General features: G+C 70.1%; 18 protein-coding genes. 3 read left to right on the forward strand and 15 right to left on the reverse strand.

What is annotated here, in order from left to right:
* Positions 1-43: 43 nt before the first annotated feature.
* The 8 genes from POF73_RS39905 to POF73_RS39940 all read right to left on the reverse strand — a co-directional run bounded on the left by POF73_RS39905 (position 44) and on the right by POF73_RS39940 (position 8107).
* Positions 44-658, reverse strand: coding sequence for a response regulator transcription factor (locus POF73_RS39905; protein WP_272124293.1), 615 nt, complete (start codon positions 656-658; stop codon positions 44-46).
* A complete protein-coding gene (locus POF73_RS39910; protein ID WP_272124312.1) occupies positions 655-1878 on the reverse strand; it encodes a sensor histidine kinase in 1224 nt (407 codons plus the stop codon). Before POF73_RS39910 ends, POF73_RS39905 begins: the two co-directional genes overlap by 4 nt.
* A gap of 5 nt (positions 1879-1883) precedes the next feature.
* Positions 1884-2642, reverse strand: coding sequence for an ABC transporter permease (locus POF73_RS39915; protein WP_272124294.1), 759 nt, complete (start codon positions 2640-2642; stop codon positions 1884-1886).
* Positions 2639-3568, reverse strand: a complete 930-nt coding sequence (locus POF73_RS39920) for an ABC transporter ATP-binding protein (RefSeq protein WP_272124295.1) — start codon at positions 3566-3568, stop codon at positions 2639-2641. Before POF73_RS39920 ends, POF73_RS39915 begins: the two co-directional genes overlap by 4 nt.
* Before the next feature lie 351 nt (positions 3569-3919).
* The gene (locus POF73_RS39925; RefSeq protein ID WP_443049723.1) at positions 3920-6460 is read right to left on the reverse strand and encodes a hypothetical protein; all 2541 of its coding nucleotides are present in this window, start codon (positions 6458-6460) and stop codon (positions 3920-3922) included.
* A gap of 160 nt (positions 6461-6620) precedes the next feature.
* Positions 6621-7022, reverse strand: a complete 402-nt coding sequence (locus POF73_RS39930) for a DUF6113 family protein (protein ID WP_272124297.1) — start codon at positions 7020-7022, stop codon at positions 6621-6623.
* On the reverse strand, positions 7019-7882 hold the full coding sequence (mshB, locus tag POF73_RS39935) for an N-acetyl-1-D-myo-inositol-2-amino-2-deoxy-alpha-D-glucopyranoside deacetylase (RefSeq protein ID WP_272124298.1): 864 nt from the start codon (positions 7880-7882) through the stop codon (positions 7019-7021). Before mshB ends, POF73_RS39930 begins: the two co-directional genes overlap by 4 nt.
* Positions 7883-7912: 30 nt before the next feature.
* Complete coding sequence (locus POF73_RS39940) at positions 7913-8107, reverse strand: hypothetical protein (RefSeq protein ID WP_272124299.1); 195 nt, start codon at positions 8105-8107, stop codon at positions 7913-7915.
* Between the two features lie 177 nt (positions 8108-8284).
* Here POF73_RS39940 and POF73_RS39945 point away from each other — a divergent pair, with 177 nt between their 5' ends.
* Complete coding sequence (locus POF73_RS39945) at positions 8285-10402, forward strand: S9 family peptidase (RefSeq protein ID WP_272124300.1); 2118 nt, start codon at positions 8285-8287, stop codon at positions 10400-10402.
* A 79-nt stretch (positions 10403-10481) separates the two neighbouring features.
* Here POF73_RS39945 and POF73_RS39950 read toward each other — a convergent pair whose 3' ends face one another.
* The 7 genes from POF73_RS39950 to POF73_RS39980 all read right to left on the reverse strand — a co-directional run bounded on the left by POF73_RS39950 (position 10482) and on the right by POF73_RS39980 (position 17370).
* Positions 10482-11057: a hypothetical protein gene (locus tag POF73_RS39950; protein WP_272124301.1), complete on the reverse strand. Its 576-nt coding sequence runs from the start codon at positions 11055-11057 to the stop codon at positions 10482-10484.
* A gap of 304 nt (positions 11058-11361) precedes the next feature.
* On the reverse strand, positions 11362-12357 hold the full coding sequence (locus tag POF73_RS39955; RefSeq protein WP_272124302.1) for an ABC transporter ATP-binding protein: 996 nt from the start codon (positions 12355-12357) through the stop codon (positions 11362-11364).
* Entirely contained in the window at positions 12350-13324 is a 975-nt protein-coding gene (locus tag POF73_RS39960; RefSeq protein WP_272124303.1) for an ABC transporter ATP-binding protein, read from the reverse strand. The genes POF73_RS39955 and POF73_RS39960 overlap by 8 nt, the downstream gene beginning before the upstream one ends.
* 9 nt (positions 13325-13333) lie before the next feature.
* Complete coding sequence (locus POF73_RS39965; protein ID WP_272124304.1) at positions 13334-14347, reverse strand: ABC transporter permease; 1014 nt, start codon at positions 14345-14347, stop codon at positions 13334-13336.
* On the reverse strand, positions 14340-15263 hold the full coding sequence (locus POF73_RS39970; RefSeq protein ID WP_272124305.1) for an ABC transporter permease: 924 nt from the start codon (positions 15261-15263) through the stop codon (positions 14340-14342). The genes POF73_RS39965 and POF73_RS39970 overlap by 8 nt, the downstream gene beginning before the upstream one ends.
* Before the next feature lie 7 nt (positions 15264-15270).
* Positions 15271-16896: a peptide ABC transporter substrate-binding protein gene (locus tag POF73_RS39975; protein WP_272124306.1), complete on the reverse strand. Its 1626-nt coding sequence runs from the start codon at positions 16894-16896 to the stop codon at positions 15271-15273.
* A 165-nt stretch (positions 16897-17061) separates the two neighbouring features.
* A complete protein-coding gene (locus tag POF73_RS39980; protein WP_272124307.1) occupies positions 17062-17370 on the reverse strand; it encodes a helix-turn-helix domain-containing protein in 309 nt (102 codons plus the stop codon).
* Between the two features lie 452 nt (positions 17371-17822).
* On the opposite strand from POF73_RS39980, the gene POF73_RS39985 reads away from it, so the two are divergent.
* Both POF73_RS39985 and POF73_RS39990 read left to right on the forward strand, forming a co-directional pair.
* Complete coding sequence (locus tag POF73_RS39985; RefSeq protein ID WP_272124308.1) at positions 17823-18362, forward strand: hypothetical protein; 540 nt, start codon at positions 17823-17825, stop codon at positions 18360-18362.
* A 253-nt stretch (positions 18363-18615) separates the two neighbouring features.
* On the forward strand, positions 18616-20430 hold the full coding sequence (locus tag POF73_RS39990; RefSeq protein WP_272124309.1) for an ABC transporter substrate-binding protein: 1815 nt from the start codon (positions 18616-18618) through the stop codon (positions 20428-20430).
* Positions 20431-20538 lie beyond the last annotated feature (108 nt).

Consider the following 20538-nt stretch of genomic DNA (forward strand, 5'->3'; position numbering starts at 1 on the left):
TGCGTCGTGGCTGTTCGCGCAGTTCCCCGCGCCCCTGAAGGGGCTACAGCCAGCCCTTTTCTCGTGCGATCCGTACCGCCTCCGCCCGGTTTCGTACCGCGAGTTTTTGGATTGCTGTCGAGAGGTAGTTGCGGACCGTGCCCTGGGACAGATGGAGGGCCGCTGCGAGTTCGGCGTTGGTGGATCCGTCCTCGGCTGCTCTGAGGACCTCTCGTTCGCGGTCGGTGAGGGGGTTGGCGCCGTCTGCCAGGGCCGCTGCCGCCAGGGTGGGGTCGATGACGCGCTCGCCCGCCAGTACCTTTCGGACCGCCTCGGCCAGCTGGGCCGCGGGGGCGTCCTTGACCAGGAAGGCGTCGGCGCCCGCCTCCATCGCGCTGCGGAGGTAGCCGGGGCGGCCGAAGGTGGTGAGGATGACCAGCTTCACGGCCGGGAGTTCCGTGTGCAGGAGGGCCGCCGCCTCGATGCCGGTCGCGCCGGGCATCTCGATGTCCAGGAGGGCCACGTCCACGTCGTGCTCACGGGCCGCCGCCAGGACCTCGTCGCCGCGGGCCGCCTGGGCGACGACCTCGATGTCGTCCTCCAGGCCGAGCAGGGCGGCCAGCGCCTCACGGACCATCGACTGGTCCTCGGCCAGGAGAACCTTGATCGGCGTGCTCATGACGGGGATCCTACGTCGGCCGAGGTCGAGGCCACGGCCGCGGCCGCGGCGGTCGGGACGGCCGGGACGCGGGCGGTCAGGCGGAAGCCGCGCCTGATGCCGCCCGCCTCCAGGGCCCCGCCCGCCTTCGCGAGGCGTTCCGTCAGGCCCGTCAGACCACTGCCGGGACCGCTGCCCGGGCTGCCCGAGCCGTCGTCCTCGACGGAGAGTTCGAGGACGGGGCCGTCGAGGGTCTGGCGGTGCTGGAGTTCCACCGTGCAGCGCCGGGCGCCGCTGTGCCGTACGACGTTGGTGACCGCCTCGCGCAGGGCCCAGGCGAGGGCCGTCTCGCTCTCCTCGGGGACACCGGTGAGGTCGGGTTCGGCGGGCAGCTCGGCCGCCACTCCGGCCGCCGTCAGGGCGAGCTGGGCGCCCGCCAGTTCGGCGGCGAGGCGGCGGCGCCGGTAGCCGGTGACGGCCTCGCGGACGTCGACCAGGGCCTGGCGGCTGACCTGTTCGATGTCGGCGACCTGCTGGGCTGCCTTGTCGGGGTGGGCCGGGAGCATACGGCCCGCGAGCTCGCTCTTCAGGGTGATGAGCGAGAGGGAGTGACCGAGGAGGTCGTGCAGGTCGCGGGCGAGGCGCAGACGCTCCTCGTTGGCGGCGAGCTGGGCGACGGTGGCCCTGGCCTGGCGCAACTCGATCGTCGTACGGACCAGTTGGCCGATGCCGGTCATGGCGAATCCGATGAGCAGCACCAGCAGTGCCAGGCTCTGGGCTTCCTCCCGGTCGACCTGGCTGCCGACGAGCAGCATCAGGCCGGTCGTGGCCGGGATCGCGCCGTAGGCCAGTCGCAGCGGGAGGGTGGACCCGCAGGCGACGGAGACATAGCAGTAGAGGCCCAGCCAGTGGCCGCCGAGGGTGAGGCACAGCACGGTGGCCAGCGCGCCGAGGGCCAGGATGAGGACGACGACACGCCGTCCGGTGAACGGCTTGCCCATGTTCCGGAAGACCAGCGACAGATACACCCCGACGAAGGCCGCGAGGCCGAGCCAGCCCGCCGCGGTGCCGGCGGTGGTGTGCCGCCCGGAGAGCAGATCCTTCACCGGCGAGCTGAGGAACACGAGCCAGACGCCGATCCACAGCACCTTGCGTCGCAGCTCGGCCCGGTTGCGGGGTGGCTCTCCCACGCGTATCCGCCACTCCGCCCGGTGCCCGTCCAACCGCAGGTCTTCCCACATCTTGCTCACGCCTTCAGCGTGTCCTTCCGGTACAGCCAGGCCGCGCCGCCGGTGAACAGGGCGAAGAAGACGGCGAGGACGGCGATGTCCTTGGCATGCGGGGCCTGGCTCTGTTCGATCGCCTGCCCCACGGCAGCGTACGCGTGGGTGGGCACCCACTTGGCGATCTCCTGCAACCAGGACGGGAAGGTCGTGGTCGGCATCCACAGGCCGCCGAGGATGGACAGGCCGAAGTAGGTGATCATCGTGATCGGGCGGACCGCGTCCCCGCTGGCGAGGTAGCCGAGGGCCACACCGAGCGCGGCGAAGACCAGGCTGCCGGCCCAGATGGCGCCGGTGAGGGCGAGCCACTGCCAGGCGTCCAGGCGTACGCCCTTCACGGTCGCGGCGACGGCGAAGACGATCACGATCGACGGCAGGCTGACCACGGCCGACCCGGCCGTCTTCGCGAGGACGTAGCCGTGCCCCGGCAGGGTCGTCAGCCGCAACTGCCGTACCCAGCCGCCCTCCCGCTCCTTGGCGATGCGCTCGCTGTTGCCCATCAGGACGGCGGTGAGGGCGCCGAAGGAGGCCATGGAGACCATCATGTACGTCGGGAGGGTCAGGCCCGTCCCGTCGATCTTGGTGGTGCTGTCGGCGCTGCCCGCTATGAGCAGGAACAGCAGCGACGGGTACAGCACGGAGAAGAACAGGAATTTGCGGTTGCGCAGGGCGCGGGTCAGTTCCAGCCTGATGAGGCTCCGCGAAGCAAATGTATTCATCATCGGTTGCGGGCCTCCTCGGCCTCGGTGATGGCCACGAACGCCTGCTCCAGGCCGAGCCCGGCGACTTCGAGGTTGCGGGGGTAGAGGCCGCTGCCGTAGAGGGCATGGACGGTGGCGTCGGCGTCGGAGGACTGGATGCGGACGGTGCCGCCTGCCACGTCGAGGCGGGTCAGGAAGGGCAGTGCGCGCAGCGCGGTCTCGTCGAGGTCCGTGGCGTCCAGCTCGAAGGAGATGCGCCGCGCCCCCGCCTTCGCCTTGATCTCGGCCGCCGAGCCGTCGGCCAGCAGCCGGCCCCGGTGCAGCACCAGCACACGGTCGGCTATGGCGTCGGCCTCCTCCAGGTAGTGCGTGGCGAACAGCACGGTCCGCCCCTGGTCGGCCTGTTCACGCATGGTGGCCCAGAAGGCCTGGCGGGTGGTGACGTCCATGCCGGTGGTCGGCTCGTCCAGGACGATCAGGTCGCTGTCGCCGGCGGTCGCGAGGGCGAAGCGGACGCGCTGGGCCTGGCCGCCGGAGAGCTTGTCGACCTTGCGGTCGGCGATCTGCGCGATGCCGGCGCGGCTCAGCACGTCGGAGACCTTGTACGGCCTCGGGTGCAGATCGCAGGCGAGCCGGACCAGTTCGGCGACGGTGACCTCGTCCATCAGCCCGCCGCTCTGCAGCATGGCGCCCACCCGCCCGGCGACGATGGCCTCGCGCGGGCCGGTGCCGAAGATCCGCACAGTGCCGCTGTCGGGCTGCTTGAGGCCGAGCAGCAGGTCGAGCGTGGTCGACTTGCCGGCCCCGTTCGGGCCCAGCAGGGCCACGGTCTCCCCCGGGTTCAGCGCGAGTGTCAGCCCGTCGACGGCCCGTACGCTCCCGTAGCTCTTGCTCACCCGGTCGAATCCGACCACCGGAGTCGCCGTTTTCACGGCTGTCGTTGTCATGTGCTCCAGGGTGGCCGCCGGGGCCCTGCGCCCGGCAGTGTCGGCGGTCCTGACTGCCGGATGACAGATGTCATACGCCGGGTGCCCTACGACGAGAGGGGGCACCCGGCGCGTGCCGGGTGCCCCCTCTCGTCCGAGCGGTGTGCACTAGGGCCTGTCCGGCGGATCATGCCGGCGTCGCGGGGTCTGGCACGCGCTCCCCCAGAGGGGGGACCCCCAGCCGCGTTGTCGTCGGTTGCCGACGCTCCGCGTCGCCGCCCTCCTCCGCCTTGCAGCTGCACGCACCAGACCCCGCTCGGCTTGGCCGGTCCGCACTGCTTCCTGCAGCCGGCCTGATCCGCCGGACAGGCCCTAGCTCGGGTTGGTGTCGATGGTGACGACGCGCTCCGCCGCCGACTTGCCGCGCAGCGCCTTGCGCAGGGCGGAGGCGACGTCCTCGGGCAGGACGTCACGCTTGCCGCTGGCGCCGTTGACCTGCACACCGTCGAAGGTGGCGCCGTACGCCTCCTTGAGCGCCTTGAGGTCGTACGTGTCCACGAGCTTGCCGTCGACGGCCTTGACGCCGAGGATCTTCGGCAGGGACAGGGCGCCGAACGGGATGCTGTGCGCGGCGTCCGTCTGCACCGTGACCTTGTTGGCCATCGCCGGCTGGGCGAACTCCTTCATGAACCGGTCGACCTCGGCGTTCGTCACCGTCGGCTGCCGGGTGGTCGTCGCGACCTTCACCGGGGTGGACGTACCCGACTCGACCTGGGTGCGGTACGCCTCCTCGACCGCGGTGGTCGACCCGGCGACGTCGATGCCCTTGCCGGCCTTGCCGTACACGGCGACCGCCTTGCCGGACTTGAAGGAGACCGTGCCCTCGGTCACCGAGCCGGAGCCGCCGGAGGCCTCCTCCAGGGCGGCGTGCAGCTTCTCCTCGTCGGTGGGCATGACCGGGTCGACGACACGGTGGTTGCCGAAGAGCGAGCCGATGACGGAGACCGGGTTGTAGTCGCTGGTCGCGGCCTTGCTGACGGTCTGCTGCATGTCGAACTGGAGCCCGGCCTGGTCCGGTGCCAGCGTGACGGTCTTGCCGTCCACCGACAGCTTCAGCGGCTTGCTGACCTGCTTGTCGAAGGCGTCGTTGAGCTTCTTGACCGCTTCGTCCCGGGTGCCGCCGCCGATGTCGACGCCGAGCACGGTGGTGCCCTTGGGCACGTCGGAGTGGGCCATCAGCAGGCCGGCGCCGTAGACGCCACCGGCGAGGACGATCACTCCGCCGCCGACCAGCGCCAGCTTGTTGCGGCCCTTCTTCTTGGGCGCGCGGGCGGCCGGGGCGTCCGAGGTGTCCGGTTCGGGCAGCTTCGGGGGCGTGTGCGGCACCGGTCCGTCGGTGGCACCCGGGCCGAAGGGGCCGTTCTGGGCGCCGGGCGGGACGACGGGGATGCCGCTGGTGACGGTGTGGCCGGAGACGTTGTCGGCGACGCCGCCGTAGTGCGGGGTGCCCGGCTCGGGGGCCGGCTTCTGCGGGGTGAGGATGGCGGTGTCGTCGCTCATGCCTCCGCCGGGGCCGCGGCCCGCGGCGTGCGGGGAGGCGCCGGGGCCTGCCGGTCCTGCGGGGCCGCCGGGGCCCGCCGAGATGCCGGAGGCGCCCAGGCCACCCGGGCCTGCGGGTCCGGGAGGACCACCCGGGCCGACGGGACCTGCGGGGCCGCCGGGACCGCCCAGGCCGCTGCCCGGACCGCCGGGCCGGCTGCTCGGGCCCGCGGAGATACCGGAACCAGGACCGCTCGGCCCGCCCGGACCGGCGGAGATACCGGAACCGCCCGGACCGCCCGGACGACCGGGGGCACCGGAGCCGCCGGGGCCACCAGGCCCACCGAGTCCGCCCGGCCCGCCACCGGGGACCGGCGGCATCGACGGGCCGTCGCCGGTGACCGGACCGGCCGTCGGGCCCGCGGGGCCCTGCGGGCCGCCCTGGCCGCCGAAGTCGCCCGGGCCGCCGAAGTCACCGAAGTCACCGGAGCCGTCGAAGCCGTTCGGGGCGTTGAAGTCGGCGGAGGGGTCGAAGTCCGGGGCGCCGTAGCCGTTCGGGCCGCCCTGGCCGTTCGGGCCGCCGTTGCCGTTCTCCGAGAAGTACGGCAGGTCGTCGCGGCGTGCCTCGCCGCCGGGGCGGGAACCGTTGCCGTTGCCCATGCCGCTCGCGGCCAGTGCCTCGGTCACGTCGAAGGAACCGGTGCCGCCGCCGTGCCCGGGAGCCACGGGGCCGCCGGTCGCGCCGGGGAGTCCCGCGCCCTTCGTGCCGCCGGAGCGTGATCCGCCCGGCGCGCCCATGGAGCCGACGACACCGCCGGGCCGTCCCGCACCGGGACGCGCACCGCCGGGCGCACCGGCACCGGCACCCGGACCGGCGGGCGGGGCGCCCGCGCCCGGGCCGCCGGGACCGCTCGGACCGGGGCCCGAACCGCCGGGCATACCGGCCCCGTTGGTGGCCGCTCCGCCCTGACCGCCCTTGGGCCCCGATGACTTGCGGGGCGCGAACCAGTCGCTCGTCTTCTCCTCCGTCTGCGCCCCGGGCTCGGCCGGGGGCTCGGCGGTGCCCATGGACGTGGACGTGGGAGCGGACGGCGCCGGCGGCTCGGTGTCCGCGCTGCCGCCGGAGGACTCGGCCTCGGCGACGGGCTTGCGCACGACGACCGGCGGAATGGGCCGCGATCCGGGGATGTTGATCCGGATCCGGGTCGTCAGCGTGGTCTCGGTCTTGCGTTCCTCCGGCTGTGAGGCCGAACGGCCCGCGTCCGCACCACCGTCGGAAGCCATGGGGGTCCCGTACGGCGGCGTGCCCGAGGGGTATGCGGCTCCGCCGTGCCCGTTGGGCCCGGAGGACGGAGTGTCAGTTTCACGACTCAAGGCAGGTTCTCCCGGTTGGCTCCACCGCCCGATTCGACCTCATTGCTGCGGGCGGCTCGGCGGCGCGCACCACCATACTGGCCACGTCTGGCCCGCATCCCACGACCGCCTGGGAAACCCACACGGGACTCGCACGAGTACGTCGTGGAGAAGTGGTACGTCACTTGGCAAGTCGGACGCCGTCGCCGTTCGGTTGCCGCACCGGGGCGAGGGTGGCGCAGATCACAGCCACAGCCATGCCGCCGAGCAGGAAGAGATAGGAAGCGGCCCCTGTGCCGAAGACGAAGTCGCCCTCCGGACGGCTGGCGGTGAGCAGGATGACGGCGATCATCCAGCCGCCGGCGGGTGCGACGGCCCCGGCCCGGCTGCCCGTCGCCCGGGCGCCGCCGAGACAGACCCCGGCCTCGCCCGCGAGGGCGAGCAGCAGGCCGCCCGGGAACCACGCGGGCTGCACCAGCGCCCCGGCCATCCCGACGACGGCGCCGAGCACGAAGAGCCCGATGCAGGCGAGGACCCGTGGGCCGGAGGGCCGCTTCAGCGGCTGGGCGAGCATCGAGCTCATGACGCCCCCTCGATCCCGGCGAACAGATCGGCCTCTGTCCCCGCCCCGCGCTCCCCGCGCACCAACTCGTAGTACTCGGTGGTGAAGAGGGGTTGTGCGAGTTCGTTGGAGAGTGCGAAGTACCGTCCGCCGGGCGCGACCTCGATCTGCGTGGCGTGCGCGCGCATCGCGGCGGCCTTGGCGGCGGCATGGGCGGTGCCGTCGATCACGGTGGTGATGCGCTCGTCGGCGACCACGCCCGGTACGTCGTCGACGGAGGCGGGCTTGCCGAAGGGCAGTCCGGGCAGATCGGCCTGAAGCCGGGCGAAGGCCTCGTCGGCGACGGTGCGCGGGACACGGTTCCAGTAGATCCTGGGGATCCGCCAGCCGGCCTCGTCGGCCAGCTCGGCCGCGCGCGTGGCGATGCGGTGGGCCTGGATGTGGTCGGGGTGGCCGTATCCGCCGTCGGGGTCATAGGTGACGAGGACCTGGGGGCGTACCTCCAGGATCACCTCGACGAGCGCCCGGGCCGCGTCGTCGACGTCCGCCTGCCAGAGGCTGGCCGGGTCGTCGTTGTCGGCGAGGCCCATCATCCCCGAGTCCTCGTAGCGGCCCTGTGCGCCCAGGAGACGGAAGTCCTCGACGCCGAGCTCGCGCATCGCGGCGGTGAGCTCGGCCAGGCGGTGTTCGCCGAGGTCGGTGCCGGTCAGGTACTGAAGCTCGGGGGGAATGACCTCGCCGTGCTCACCGAGGGTGCAGGTGACCAGGGTCACATGGGCACCCTCGGCCGCGTACTTGGCCATGGTCGCGCCGTTGTTGATCGACTCGTCGTCCGGGTGCGCGTGCACCAGGAGCAGACGTCGGGCGGGCAGGTCCGTCATGGCCCCCACCCTACGAGGAGACGGCGCGGCTCAGAACTTGATGCTGCCGATCATGCCCGCGATGTTCGTCGTCAGCTCACTGATGGTGGGAGCGACGGTCGAGGACGCCAGGTAGAACCCGAGCAGCATGCAGACGACCGCATGAGCCGCCTTCAGTCCTGACTTCTTGATCAGCAGGAAGACGATGATCGCCAGCAGCACAACCGCCGAAATCGAGAGTGCCACGGCGGCTCACCTCCAAGAATCCCAAGCGCGGGGGGAACGGACTATGGGGGCAGATAAATCCATGCAACAGCCAGCAGGTTCATACCCACTATGCGGTTGTGATCATAACTATCCGTACGTGCGCATCGATCGGCGCACAGCCGCACAAGGGGGCGCACTGGCCAATATGGTCGGGGCATGACGACCGAGCCTGTCTCCTTCCCACGCCGGCACGCCCGCACCCAGAGGTTCACTCTCGGCGCGCCGCGCGCGTTCACGGTGGCGCCCGACGGCAGCCGTGTCGTGTTCCTGCGCTCGTCCTCCGGTACGGACCCGGCGAATTCGCTCTGGGTGCTCGACACGGCGGACGGCGGGGAGCGCGTGGCGGCCGACCCGCGCACCCTGCTGGGCGGCGCCTCGGAAGACCTCCCGCCCGAGGAGCGGGCCCGGCGCGAGCGCATCCGCGAGGCCGGGGCCGGCATCGTCGCCCACGCCACCGACAACGCCGTCGAGTTGGCGTCTTTTGCCTTGTCAGGGCGGCTCTTCACGGCGGAGCTACGGGCCGGGACGGCACGTGAACTCCCGGTCCCGGGGCCGGTGATCGACCCGCGTCCGTCCCCCGACGGGCGGCACATCGCGTACGTCGCACAGGGCGCCCTGCGGGTGGTGGGCGCCGAGGGCGAGGGGGACCGTGCGCTCGCCGGGCCGGAGTCGGACGGTGTCACCTATGGGTTGGCCGAGTTCGTGGCGGCCGAGGAGATGGGGCGCTATCGGGGCTTTTGGTGGGGCCCGGAGTCGGACCGGTTGCTCGTGGCGCGCGCGGACGACACGCCGGTGCGCCGGTGGTGGATCTCCGATCCGGCGCGTCCGGAGGCCGAGCCGCAGCGCGTGGCGTATCCGGCGGCGGGGACCGGGAACGCGGAGGTGCGGCTGTTCGTGATCGGCCTGGACGGGGTCCGCACCGAGGTCGCGTGGGACCGCTCCAGGTACCCCTATCTGGCACGAGTGCACTGGTCAGCGGCGGGTGCGCCACTGCTGCTCGTCCAGGCGCGGGATCAACGCAGCCAGTTGTTCCTGGCCGTGGACCCGGCGACGGGGGCGACGCGGATGGTGCACGCCGACGAAGATCCACAATGGCTGGAACTGTTCGTCGGTGTCCCCTGCTGGAGCCCCTCCGGGCAGCTGGTGCGCATCGCGGACGAGGGTGGGGCGCGGGTACTGGCGGTGGGTGAACGCCCGCTGACCGGACCGCAGTTGCATGTGCGCACGGTGCTGGACGTCTCCGACGACGACGTACTGGTCTCGGCGTCGGCGGGTGAGGCCGCGGCCGAGCCCGAGATCGGCGAAGTGCATGTGTACCGGGTGAACGAGCTCGGCGTGGAGCGCGTGTCGCAGAAGCCCGGTGTGCACTCGGCGGTCCGCGCCGGGGGTGTGACGGTGCTCGTGTCCTACGCACTCGACCGGCCCGGGGCCGAGGTCCAGGTCCTGCGCGACGGAAAGCTGATGGCGACCGTCCATTCCCATGCCGAAGATCCCGGTCCGGCCCCGCGCGTGACTCTCACCGAGGGGGGCGCACGCCGCATCCCGTGCGCTGTGCTTATGCCTCGGGACTACGCCGGTGACACCCCGCTGCCGGTTTTGCTGGATCCCTACGGGGGACCGCACGGCGCCCGGGTGGTCGCCGCGCACAACGCCCACCTCACCTCGCAGTGGTTCGCCGACCAGGGGTTCGCGGTGGTCGTCGCGGACGGGCGCGGTACGCCGGGCCGCTCCCCCGCCTGGGAGAAGGCCGTCCACGGGGACTTCACCGTCTCCCTCGACGACCAGATCGACGCGCTCCAGGACCTCGCGAAGTCCCACCCCCTGGATCTCTCCAGGGTGGCCATCCGCGGCTGGTCGTACGGGGGGTGGCTGGCCGGGCTCGCGGTGCTGCGCCGACCGGACGTCTTCCGCGCGGGCATCGCGGGCGCACCGGTGGCCGACTGGCGGCTGTACGACACGCACTACACGGAGCGGTACCTGGGCGACCCCGCCGAGCGGCCGGAGTCGTACGCGAAGAGCTCCCTCGTCACCGACGACGGGCTCTCCTCCCCCGCCGAGCCGCACCGGCCGCTGATGATCGTGCACGGCCTGGCCGACGACAACGTGGTGGTCGCCCACGCCCTGCGCCTGTCCTCCGCCCTGCTCGCCGCCGGCCGCCCGCACGAGGTGCTGCCGCTGTCCGGGGTGACCCATATGACCCCGCAGGAGCAGGTCGCGGAGAATCTGCTGCTGCTCCAGGTGGACTTCCTGAAGCGGTCACTGGGGCCGAACTGAACTGGCGGCACGGCCGACCGCGCCGTCGCCAGGGCATCCGGCGACGGCGCGGTGAAGGTGAATCCTTTTGCGGAGGAGGTCAGTTGCAGGTGCCGACCGAGGAGACGTTGTCGATGACGACCCGGCCGCCCTTCTTCATGTACGAGTACACCTCGCCGCAGTAGCCCTTCTTCTGGCGGACGGGGCCGGCGTAGGTGCTGAACGTGCCGAAGTCCTCGTCGTGCGGGGTGTCGGTGTAGTTGTCCTTCAGCCGGATGCCCATGTACTGGGCGGAGCCGGTCTCGTTGTGCAGGACGCCGCAGGTCGGCTTGTCGTAGATGCGGGGACCGGTGGTGGAGCCGTCGGTGTACACGTAGACGGTCGCGTACCGGGTGCTGTCGTTCGGCAGCCGCTTCGCCGTCAGGATCTGGGTGTAACCCGCGCCGCACACCGTCGCGGCACGGGCGGCGGCCTTCGGGTTGGCGGACACGATGGAGCGGGCGGTCTTGGACGCCTGCGAGGCGAAGGTGAGGTCGTGGGCCTGGACGACGGCCGCGGCGGGCGCGACGGCCGACGTCGTGTCGGCGGCGGCGACCGCCTGGCCCGGCACTGAGGTGCCGATCAGCGCCAGAGCGGAAACGGCCAGGACAGAGCGGAACGCGTTCTTTGCGCGCATGCGAAAAATCCCCCATGTAGGTAAATGCACAGGGGGTGACGTGGTCAACTATCAGGCCCCCCGCCAGTCACAGGAGAACCTAACAGCTCTCACATCGAACAGAAAGCGTGTTTGTGTTCACACACAGTGGGCGCGGTGACTTCACATGATGTCCACACGGCAACGAGCCGGGGTGACATGGCGCACCCCGGCTCGTTCACGGCACCCGCACGGCCGTACGTTGTTCAGCCTGACGCGTCCGTATATCGGTGTCGGGTCGACCGAGTTGCCTGCGTGTTAACGCAGTTGATGTCTGTTTGTGCGGCTATGCGGCCACCTCCGCGAAGTGGCAGGCCGACTGGTGTCCCGCTGCCGAGCCGACCGGGAGGTGCGCCGGCTCCTCCAGTTCGCAGCGCTCCTGGGCCTTCCAGCAGCGGGTGCGGAAGCGGCAGCCGGAGGGGATGCTCGTCGGGGACGGCACGTCGCCGCTGAGGATGAGGCGCTTGCGGTGCTCGCGGGCCTCGGGGTCCGGCACGGGGACCGCGGAGAGCAGAGCCTGGGTGTAGGGGTGCGTGGGACGGTCGTAGATCTCGGTGTCCCCGCCGATCTCCACGATCCGTCCGAGGTACATCACGCCGACCCGGTCGGAGATGTGCCGGACGATCGACAGGTCGTGGGCGATGAAGACGTAGGACAGGTCGAACTCGTTCTGCAGGCGCTCCATCAGGTTGATGACCTGTGCCTGGACCGACACGTCCAGCGCGGAGACCGGCTCGTCGGCGACGATGACCTCCGGGCGCAGGGCCAAGCCCCTGGCGATGCCGATGCGCTGGCGCTGGCCGCCGGAGAACTGGTGCGGGTAGCGGTTGATGTACTCCGGGTTGAGACCGACGACGTCCAGGAGCTCCTGCACCTTGCGGCGCCGGTCCCCCTTCGGAGCCACCTCGGGGTGGATCTCGTACGGCTCCCCGATGATGTCGCCCACCGTCATACGCGGGTTGAGCGAGGTGTACGGATCCTGGAACACCATCTGGATGTTCCGGCGGACCGCCTTCAGCGCACGCCCGGACAGCTTGGTGATGTCCTCGCCCTTGTACTTGATCGAACCGGCCGTCGGGCGCTCCAGGTTGACCAGCAGTTTGGCGACCGTCGACTTGCCGCAGCCGGACTCGCCGACGATGCCGAGGGTTTCGCCGCGGTGCAGGGTGAAGTCGACGCCGTCGACGGCCTTCACGGAGCCGACCTGTTTCCTGAACAGGATGCCCCGGGTGAGCGGGTAGTGCTTGACGAGCCCGCTGACCTGCAGAATCGCCTCAGCCATTCAGGCACTCCCTCCAGAAGTGGCAGGCGCTGCCCCGGACTTCGGAGACCTCGTACAGCGCAGGCGCATCGGTGCGGCACAGGTCCCGGGCCATCGGGCAGCGGGGGTGGAAGGCGCAGCCCCGCGGGATGTCCATGAGGTTGGGTGGCAGGCCCTTGATGGCGTAGAGCTCCCGGCCCTTGTGGTCCAGGCGCGGGATGGAGTCCAGCAGGCCCCGGGTGTACGGGTGGGCGGGCGCCTTGTAGATGTCGTGGACCGGGGCCGACTCGACGATCCGGCCCGCGTACATCACGGCGATCCGGTCGGCGACGTCCGCCACGACACCGAGGTCGTGGGTGATCAGGATGAGGCCCATGTTGTACTCGCGCTGCAACTCCGCGAGCAGATCCATGACCTGGGCCTGGACGGTGACGTCGAGGGCGGTGGTGGGCTCGTCGGCGATGATGAGGGCCGGTTCGAGGGCGAGGGCCATCGCGATCATGATGCGCTGGCGCATACCGCCGGAGAACTGGTGGGGGTACTGCCCGACGCGTTCCTTGGCGGCCGGGATGCGCACGCGGTCCATCAGCTCGACGGCCTTCGCGCGGGCGTCCTTCCGCGACATCCCCCGGTGCACGACGAACATCTCGCCGAGCTGGTCCCCGACGGTCAGTACGGGATTGAGCGACGACAGCGCGTCCTGAAAGATCATCGCCATCTCGGCGCCACGGACCCTGCGCCGCTCGTCCTCCTTCAGCTTCAGCAGGTCCCGCCCCTGGAAGAGGACCTCACCGCCGGTGACCCGCCCCGGCGGCATGTCCAGAATCCCCATCACCGCCTGCGCGGTGACCGACTTCCCGGACCCGGACTCCCCCAGCACGGCGAGCGTCTCCCCGGCCGCCACGCCGTAACTGACGCCGTTGACCGCCTTGGCGACCCCGTCCCGGGTCCGGAACTCCACCTGCAGATCCCGCACTTCGAGCAGCATGACGCCGGGTCACCTCAGCTTCGGGTCGAGGGCGTCCCGTACCGCGTCGCCCAGCATGATGAAGGCCAGCACCGTGACCGCCAGGGCGCCCGAGGGCCACAGAAGGGCGTGGGGGGCGTTGCGGATGTACGGGGAGGCCGCCGAGATGTCGATGCCCCAGGAGACGCTCGGGGGTTTCAGGCCCACGCCCAGGTAGGACAGGGTCGCCTCCAACGCGATGTACGTGCCCAGCGCGATGGTCGCGACCACGATCACCGGGGCCACCGCGTTGGGCGCGATGTGGCGGAGCAGGATGCGGGAGTTGGAGGCGCCCAGGGCGCGGGCGGCCTGCACGTAGTCGTTCTGTTTGGCCGTGATGACCGCGCCGCGGGCGATGCGGGAGAGCTGCGGCCAGCCGAGCAGCACGATGAAGCCGATCACCGGCCAGACCGAGTTGCTGGTCACCACCGAGAGGAGGACCAGGCCGCCGAGGACCACCGGGATCGCGAAGAAGACGTCGGTGACGCGGGACAGGAGCGAGTCCCACAGGCCGCCGAAGAAGCCGGCCAGCGCCCCCAGCACCGAGCCCAGGACCGCGACCCCGAGCGTCGCGCAGACTCCGACCGCGACGGACGTACGGGCGCCGTACACCGTGCGCGTGTAGACGTCGCAGCCCTGGCCGTCGTAGCCGAAGGGGTGGCCCGGCGCGGAGCCCTGTTGGGCTTTGGCGAGGTCGCACTTCAGGGGGCTGCCGGAGGCGATCGTCGCGGGGAAGACCGCGATGACCAGAAGGAAGAGGATGATCAGGGCCGAGACCAGGAAGACCGGGTTGCGGCGCAGGTCCCGCCAGGCGTCGGACCAGAGGCTGCGGGGGCGGTCGGTCGGTGCGGCGGCCGTGGGATCCGGTTCGGCGGGGGGCAGGACGTCCGAGGGGGCAGGCCCACGGCGTTCGGCTGTTTCCGCCTCGCCCGCCGTCAGGTGCGTCGCGGCGCCCGTGCCGCTGCCGGCCAGCGCCCCCTCGGAGTGGAACGGCTGCTCAGGCATAGCGGATCCTCGGGTCGAGTACGGCGTAGAGCAGGTCGACGACCAGGTTGCAGAGGAGGAAGACGAGGACCAGGACCGTCACGAAGCCGACGACCGTCTGGGTGTTCTGGCGCAGGATGCCCTGGTAGAGCTGGTAGCCGACGCCATGGATGTTGAAGATCCGCTCGGTGACGATGGCCCCGCCCATGAGGAAGCCGATGTCGGCGCCGATGAAGGTGACGACCGGGATGAGGGAGTTGCGCAGCAGGTGCCGCGTCACGACCCGGCTTCTGGGCAGGCCCTTCGCGATCGCGGTACGGACGTAGTCGGAGCGGCGGTTCTCCGCGATGGAGGTGCGGGTCAGCCGGGTGACGTACGCGAGGGAGACCGAGGCCAGGACCAGGCCCGGCAGGAGCAGTTCCGAGAAGGGGGCGGCCGTGGAGACCGACGGGCGGATCCAGCCCCATTCGACGCCGAGCAGCAGCTGGAGCAGCAGGCCGGTGACGAAGGTGGGGACGGAGATCACCACCAGGGTGGCGAGGAGTACGCCCGTGTCCACCGGGCGGCCGCGGCGCAGGCCGGTGATGACGCCCAGCGTGATGCCGATGGCGACCTCGAAGACGATCGCCACGATCGTGAGGCGGAGGGTGACCGGGAAGGCCGTCGACATCAGCTCGGTGACTTCCTGGCCGTTGAACGCCGTACCGAAGTCCCCGGTGAAGACGTTCCCCATGTAGGTCAGGTATTGCTGCCACACCGGCTTGTCGAGGCCGAACTCCCTGCGCAGCTGGGCGGCCGTCGCCGGGTCGCACTGCCGGTCGCCGCACAGGCCCGCGACGGGGTCGCCCATCACGTTCACCATGAGGAAGATCAGCAGGGTCGCCCCGATGAACACCGGGACCATCTGCAGCAGGCGCCGGACGACGTACTGCCCCATGGCGGGCTCAGCCGACCTTGATCTGGTCGTAGACCGGCACGCTGAACGGGTTGAGGGCCACGTTCGACAGCCGCTCCGACCAGCCGGCGCTGCCGTTCTGGTACCAGAGCGGGATGGCCGCCATGTTGTCCCGGACGACCTCCTCGGCCTTCTGGAACATCTCCACGGCCTTCGCGGGGTCGGTCTCGGCGTTCGCCTCGTCGACCAGCTTGTCGAACTCCGGGCTCGACCACTTGCCGTCGTTGGAGGAGGCGTCCGTGTAGTAGAGCGGCTGGAGGAAGTTCTGGGTGAGGGGGTAGTCCATCTGCCAGCCCGCCCGGAAGGGTCCGGAGAGCTTCTGGGTCGTGGACTTGCTGCGGAAGTCGGCGAAGGTGCCGATCGGGTTGCCGACGCAGGCCCGGTCGTTGTCCAGGGCGTTGTTGATGGAGTTGCAGACGGCGTCCACCCACAGCTTGTGGGAGCCGGTGTCCGCGTTGTACGTGATCTTCACCTGGCCGCCGGGCAGCCCGCCCCCCTCCTTGATCAGCTTCTTGGCCGCGGCGGCGTCGTACTGGCACCACTGGCCGCACAGCCCCGCCTTGTAGCCACCGTCCTTGCCCAGGACGGGAGAGGTCCAGTCGGTGGCCGGGGTGCGGGTCTTCTGAAAGATGGTCTCGGTGATCTGCTCGCGGTCGATCGCCCGGGACAGGCCCTGGCGGACCTTGACCGAGCCCGCCTTGTTCCAGTTCTTGTCGTAGTAGGGGAAGGCCAGGGTCTGGATGATGCCGGCCGGGGTGTTCAGATAGCGGTCGCCGAGATCGCCGCGGACGTTCTTCAGCTGCTGGGCCGGTACGTCGTCGACGAGGTCGAGGTTGCCGGCCAGCAGGTCGGTGTAGGCCGTGTTGTTGTCCGTGTAGACCTTGAGGGCGACGCCCGCGTTGCGGGCCGCGTCCTCACCCGGGTAGTCGGCCCATTTCGTCAGCCGCATCTCGGAGCCCTTGGTGTACGACTCCACGGCGTACGGCCCGTTGCCGACGGGCTTGGCGAGCCAGCCGGCGTGGTCGTCGAAGAACGCCCGGGGCAGCGGCACGAAGGCGTTGTAGCCGAGGGTGTCGGGGAAGCCGGAGAACTTCTGGCTGAGCCTGACGGTGAAGGTGCGGTCGTCGACGACCTTCAGGCCGCTCATCGTCTCGGCGCGCTGTGCGCCCTGCTCCGGGTGGACCTGGTCGTAGCCGTCGATGTAGCCGAAGAAGTAGGCGTTCTTCTGGTTGTTCTTCAGGCTCGCCCCGTAGTTCCAGGCGTCCACGAAGGACTTGGCGGTGACCTTCTCGCCGTCGCTGAAGGTCCAGCCGTCCTTGAGGGTGATGGTGTAGTTCCGTGAGTCGGTGGTCTCGATCCGCTCGGCGAGCATGTCCTCGGCCTCGCCGGTCTTCGGGTCGTACTGCTTGAGCCCCCGGAAGATCATGGAGAGCACCTTGCCGCCCTGCACCTCGTTGGTGTTGGCCGGCTCCAGTGGGTTCTGCGGGTCGGTCCAGGAGGAGCTGAGCACCGCGCCGGTGTCACCGCCGGTGTCGCCGCCGCCTCCGCAGGCCGTCGCGGCGAGCGCGACCGCCATCGCGCATGCGGCCCATCGGGCGTGCGTGGCTCCGCGCATGGCGTGCCTCCTCGTGAGTGCGCTGTCAGTGAGCGCTGTGGCGCCAGCGCCGAAGCACTGATCCATTACCGGCAAATATCGCCACAGAGGTCACTTGAAGCACTTTCAGGGCACCCGTTAGCGGGAGAGCTCACCCAAAGGAGGGGCGTCGATGCCCGGGCCCCCTCACGAGCCCGGCTCCGCCTCGGAGCCGAAGGCCACCCGGACGTCACCGTGCGGCGACAGGGAGATCAGCAGGTTCGCCGCCATGACGCGCGCCAGCCGCTCCAGCAACGGCAGCGTGGGAACCGCCTTCCCGTGCTCAAGCCGCGACAGTGCACCCTGACTCATGCCCGCCCGCGCCGCGAGACGTTGCTGCGTCAGCCCCAGCTGCACCCGCCTGGTACGCACCGCCACACCGAGGGGCTTGCCGAGCCGGTCCCAGGCATCCCCGCCGCGGGAAGCGCCCGAACCGCGTTCAGTCGACGCGACCATGCAATTCACTCTCCCCGTTCGACACCTCAGCGCCGGAAAGACAGGCGGAAGCGCGGAGAGGTTCCCTTCTTGAGCAAAATTTGAAAATTCACACAGCAATTATGCCGCGGAATACATATCCCCTATTTTTCGTGACCCACCTCACATTACTCAGCCCGAATATGGTGACCAATCACCTGACAACCGGCAATTCACGGAACCGAGTCCATCTCTTTGGGGGGTTTGTCCGCCAAAAAACGGCGCCGTCAAAGCATTTGCACACCTCGGCATGGCGCATCGCAGTTGCCAACTCACCGGATCGTGGTGGATCTTCTGCTCGACGCCTCCGCGGGTGGCTCAGCTGCCACCCGACAAGGGCCGCTTGAGACATCTGACGGGGGTCTGATGCGTGGTTTCTTCCCTTGCCACGGCGTCATGGCCAACGGACTGACCAACCGAAGGGGACTCTTCCCGTGCGGAAGCTCGTAAGCTCCACGATCATCTCCACCCTGCTCGCCGGCGGTGTGGTGGCAGGCGCGGCCGCGCCCGCCTCCGCCGGATGCGCTCCGAGCCCCGGAACGGGCTACCGGATCACCAACAAGTCCACGGTCAGCGAGCCGACCAGCCTGCACAGCCAGTGGGTGTACGACAACAGCGGCGGCACCGTCGGCTACAACGACACCTCGACGGCCTCCATCAGCGTCAGCGGCACCGCGGGTCTCGGGACCGAGGCCGGCGTCCTGCTCGCCAAGGCGAGCACGTCGTTCAGTGTGACGGTCGGCGGGTCCTGGACCTGGACCGACAGCTGGACGTACACGCTCCCGGTCAAGAACAAGGCAGGCAAGACCAAGGTCCGCCTGACCCTGTTCCACGAGTCCAAGAAGTTCAAGGGCACGAAGTACTCGTACTACTACGACGGCCACTGCAACTACCACGAGAAGACCCTGTGGTCCAGGTGGGTCACCGCTCCGGTGAAGAAGAACAACAGCGTCTGGGGCCTGGAGTGGGCCTAGCCCGATGAGGACGGCCCGCCGGAATTCCCGGCGGGCCGTTCGCATGCTCACCGGCACCTGTTCCGACCACCGTCAGGGCTCCACCAGCAGCGCTTCAGCGGTCTACGCCAATGAGGTGGGCAATTCCCGTCTTCATCTCGTTTTCGCAGGCCGCAAGGGTTTCAAGGGTCGTTGACGCGTGCAGACAGCCACTGGTAGACACACTCACCCAACTGGCCGTCCCGGTGCGAGCGATGACGCGAGGTCACGTTCTATGAACAGAGCACGTCCCCGAATCCCCCGGCTGGCCGCCGCCGGAGCCGCCGTCCTGACGCTGTCCGCCGGACTCGTGCCGCAGCAGGCGGCGGCCGCGGACGGCGACAAGGTGCTCACCGTCGCGGTCGCACAGAGCGTCGACTCGCTGAGCCCCTTCCTGGCGTCGCGGCTCCTCAGCACCAGCGTCCACCGGCTGATGTACGAGTACCTCACCAACTACGACCCGGGGGACGGCCACGCCGTCCCGGCCCTGGCGACCGAGTGGAAGTCGTCGCCGGACAAGCTGACCTGGACGTACACGATCCGCAAGGACTCGAAGTGGTCGGACGGGCAGCAGGCCACCGCCGAGGACGCGGCGTGGACGTTCAACAAGATGATGACCGACGAGGACGCGGCCACCGCCAACGGCAGCTTCGTCGCCAACTTCCGCAAGGTGACCGCCCCGAGCCCGACCGAGCTGGTCATCGAGCTGAAGAAGCCGCAGGCCACGATGACGGCGCTGGACGTGCCGATCGTGCCGAAGCACGTCTGGGAGAAGGTCGGCGACTTCTCGGAGTTCAACAACGACAAGAAGTTCCCCATCGTCGGGAACGGGCCGTTCGTCCTCACCGACTACAAGCCCGACAGCTATGTGCGGCTGAAGGCCAACAAGGACTTCTGGCGCGGGGCACCGAAGTTCGACGAGCTGGTCTTCCGCTACTACAAGGACCAGGACGCGGCGGTCGCCGCCCTGCGCAAGGGTGAGGTCTCCTTCGTCGCCGGGGCGCCCGCGCTGACGCCCGCTCAGGCGGCCTCCCTCAAGGGCGAGAAGAACATCCACGTCAACGACGCCCCCGGCCGCCGCTTCTACGCCCTCGCCGTCAACCCGGGGGCCAAGGCCAGGAACGGCCAGAAGATGGGCAACGGCGACCCCTCCCTGCTGGACCAGCGGGTACGGCACGCCCTGTTCATGGCGGTCGACCGCAAGACCATCATCGACAAGGTGTTCCAGGGGTACGCGCAGCAGGGCGCCGGGTACATCCCGCCCCGCTTCGCCCCGTACTTCTGGAAGCCGACGGACGGGCAGGAACTCGCCTACGACCCCGCCCAGGCCGGCCAACTCCTCGACCAGGCGGGCTACAAGAAGAACGGCGACGGCAAGCGCGTCGGCAAGGACGGCAAGCCGATCGACTACCGCGTCCTGTGCCACGCCACCGACTCCAACGACAAGGCCATAGGGCAGTACCTGAAGGAGTGGTGGGGCAAGCTGGGCATCGGCGTGACCCTGGACTGCCTGGACAACGTCAGCGATCCCTGGCTCGCGGGCAACTACGACCTCGCCTTCGACGGCTGGTCCGTCAACCCCGACCCGGACTTCGTGCTGTCGATCCACACCTGCGCAGCCCTGCCCGCGACCCCGAAGGACACCGGCGCGACCGACAACTTCATCTGCGACAAGAAGTACGACGACCTGTACGCGAAGCAGCTCGCCGAATACGACGCCGCCAAACGGGCGGACATCGTCAAGCAGATGGAGTCACGGCTCTACGACCTCGGGTACATGAACGTCATGGCGTACCCGAACGCGGTCGAGGCCTACCGCACGGACCAGATCAAGTCGATCACGACGATGCCCGCGAAGGCCGGCAACATCTACGGGCAGGACGGCTACTGGAGTTGGTGGTCGGCGACCCCGGCGGACTCCGACGGCTCCTCCGGCGGCTCCGGCTCGGCGGGCGTCGTCATCGGGGTCGTCGCGGGTGCCGTCGTCCTCGTCGGCGCGGGTGTGTTCTTCGCGCTGCGCCGCCGGGCCACCGCAGAGGACCGCGAGTAGCCGCCCATGACCGCCGAAGCACCATCCCCCGCGGCCGTCGAGGCCGCCGGGGGGGGGGGGGGGGGGGGGGGGGGGGGGGGGGGCCCCCCCCGCCCCCCCCCCCCCCCC

The organism is Streptomyces sp. HD (assembly GCF_028369295.1).
Classification (GTDB): domain Bacteria; phylum Actinomycetota; class Actinomycetes; order Streptomycetales; family Streptomycetaceae; genus Streptomyces.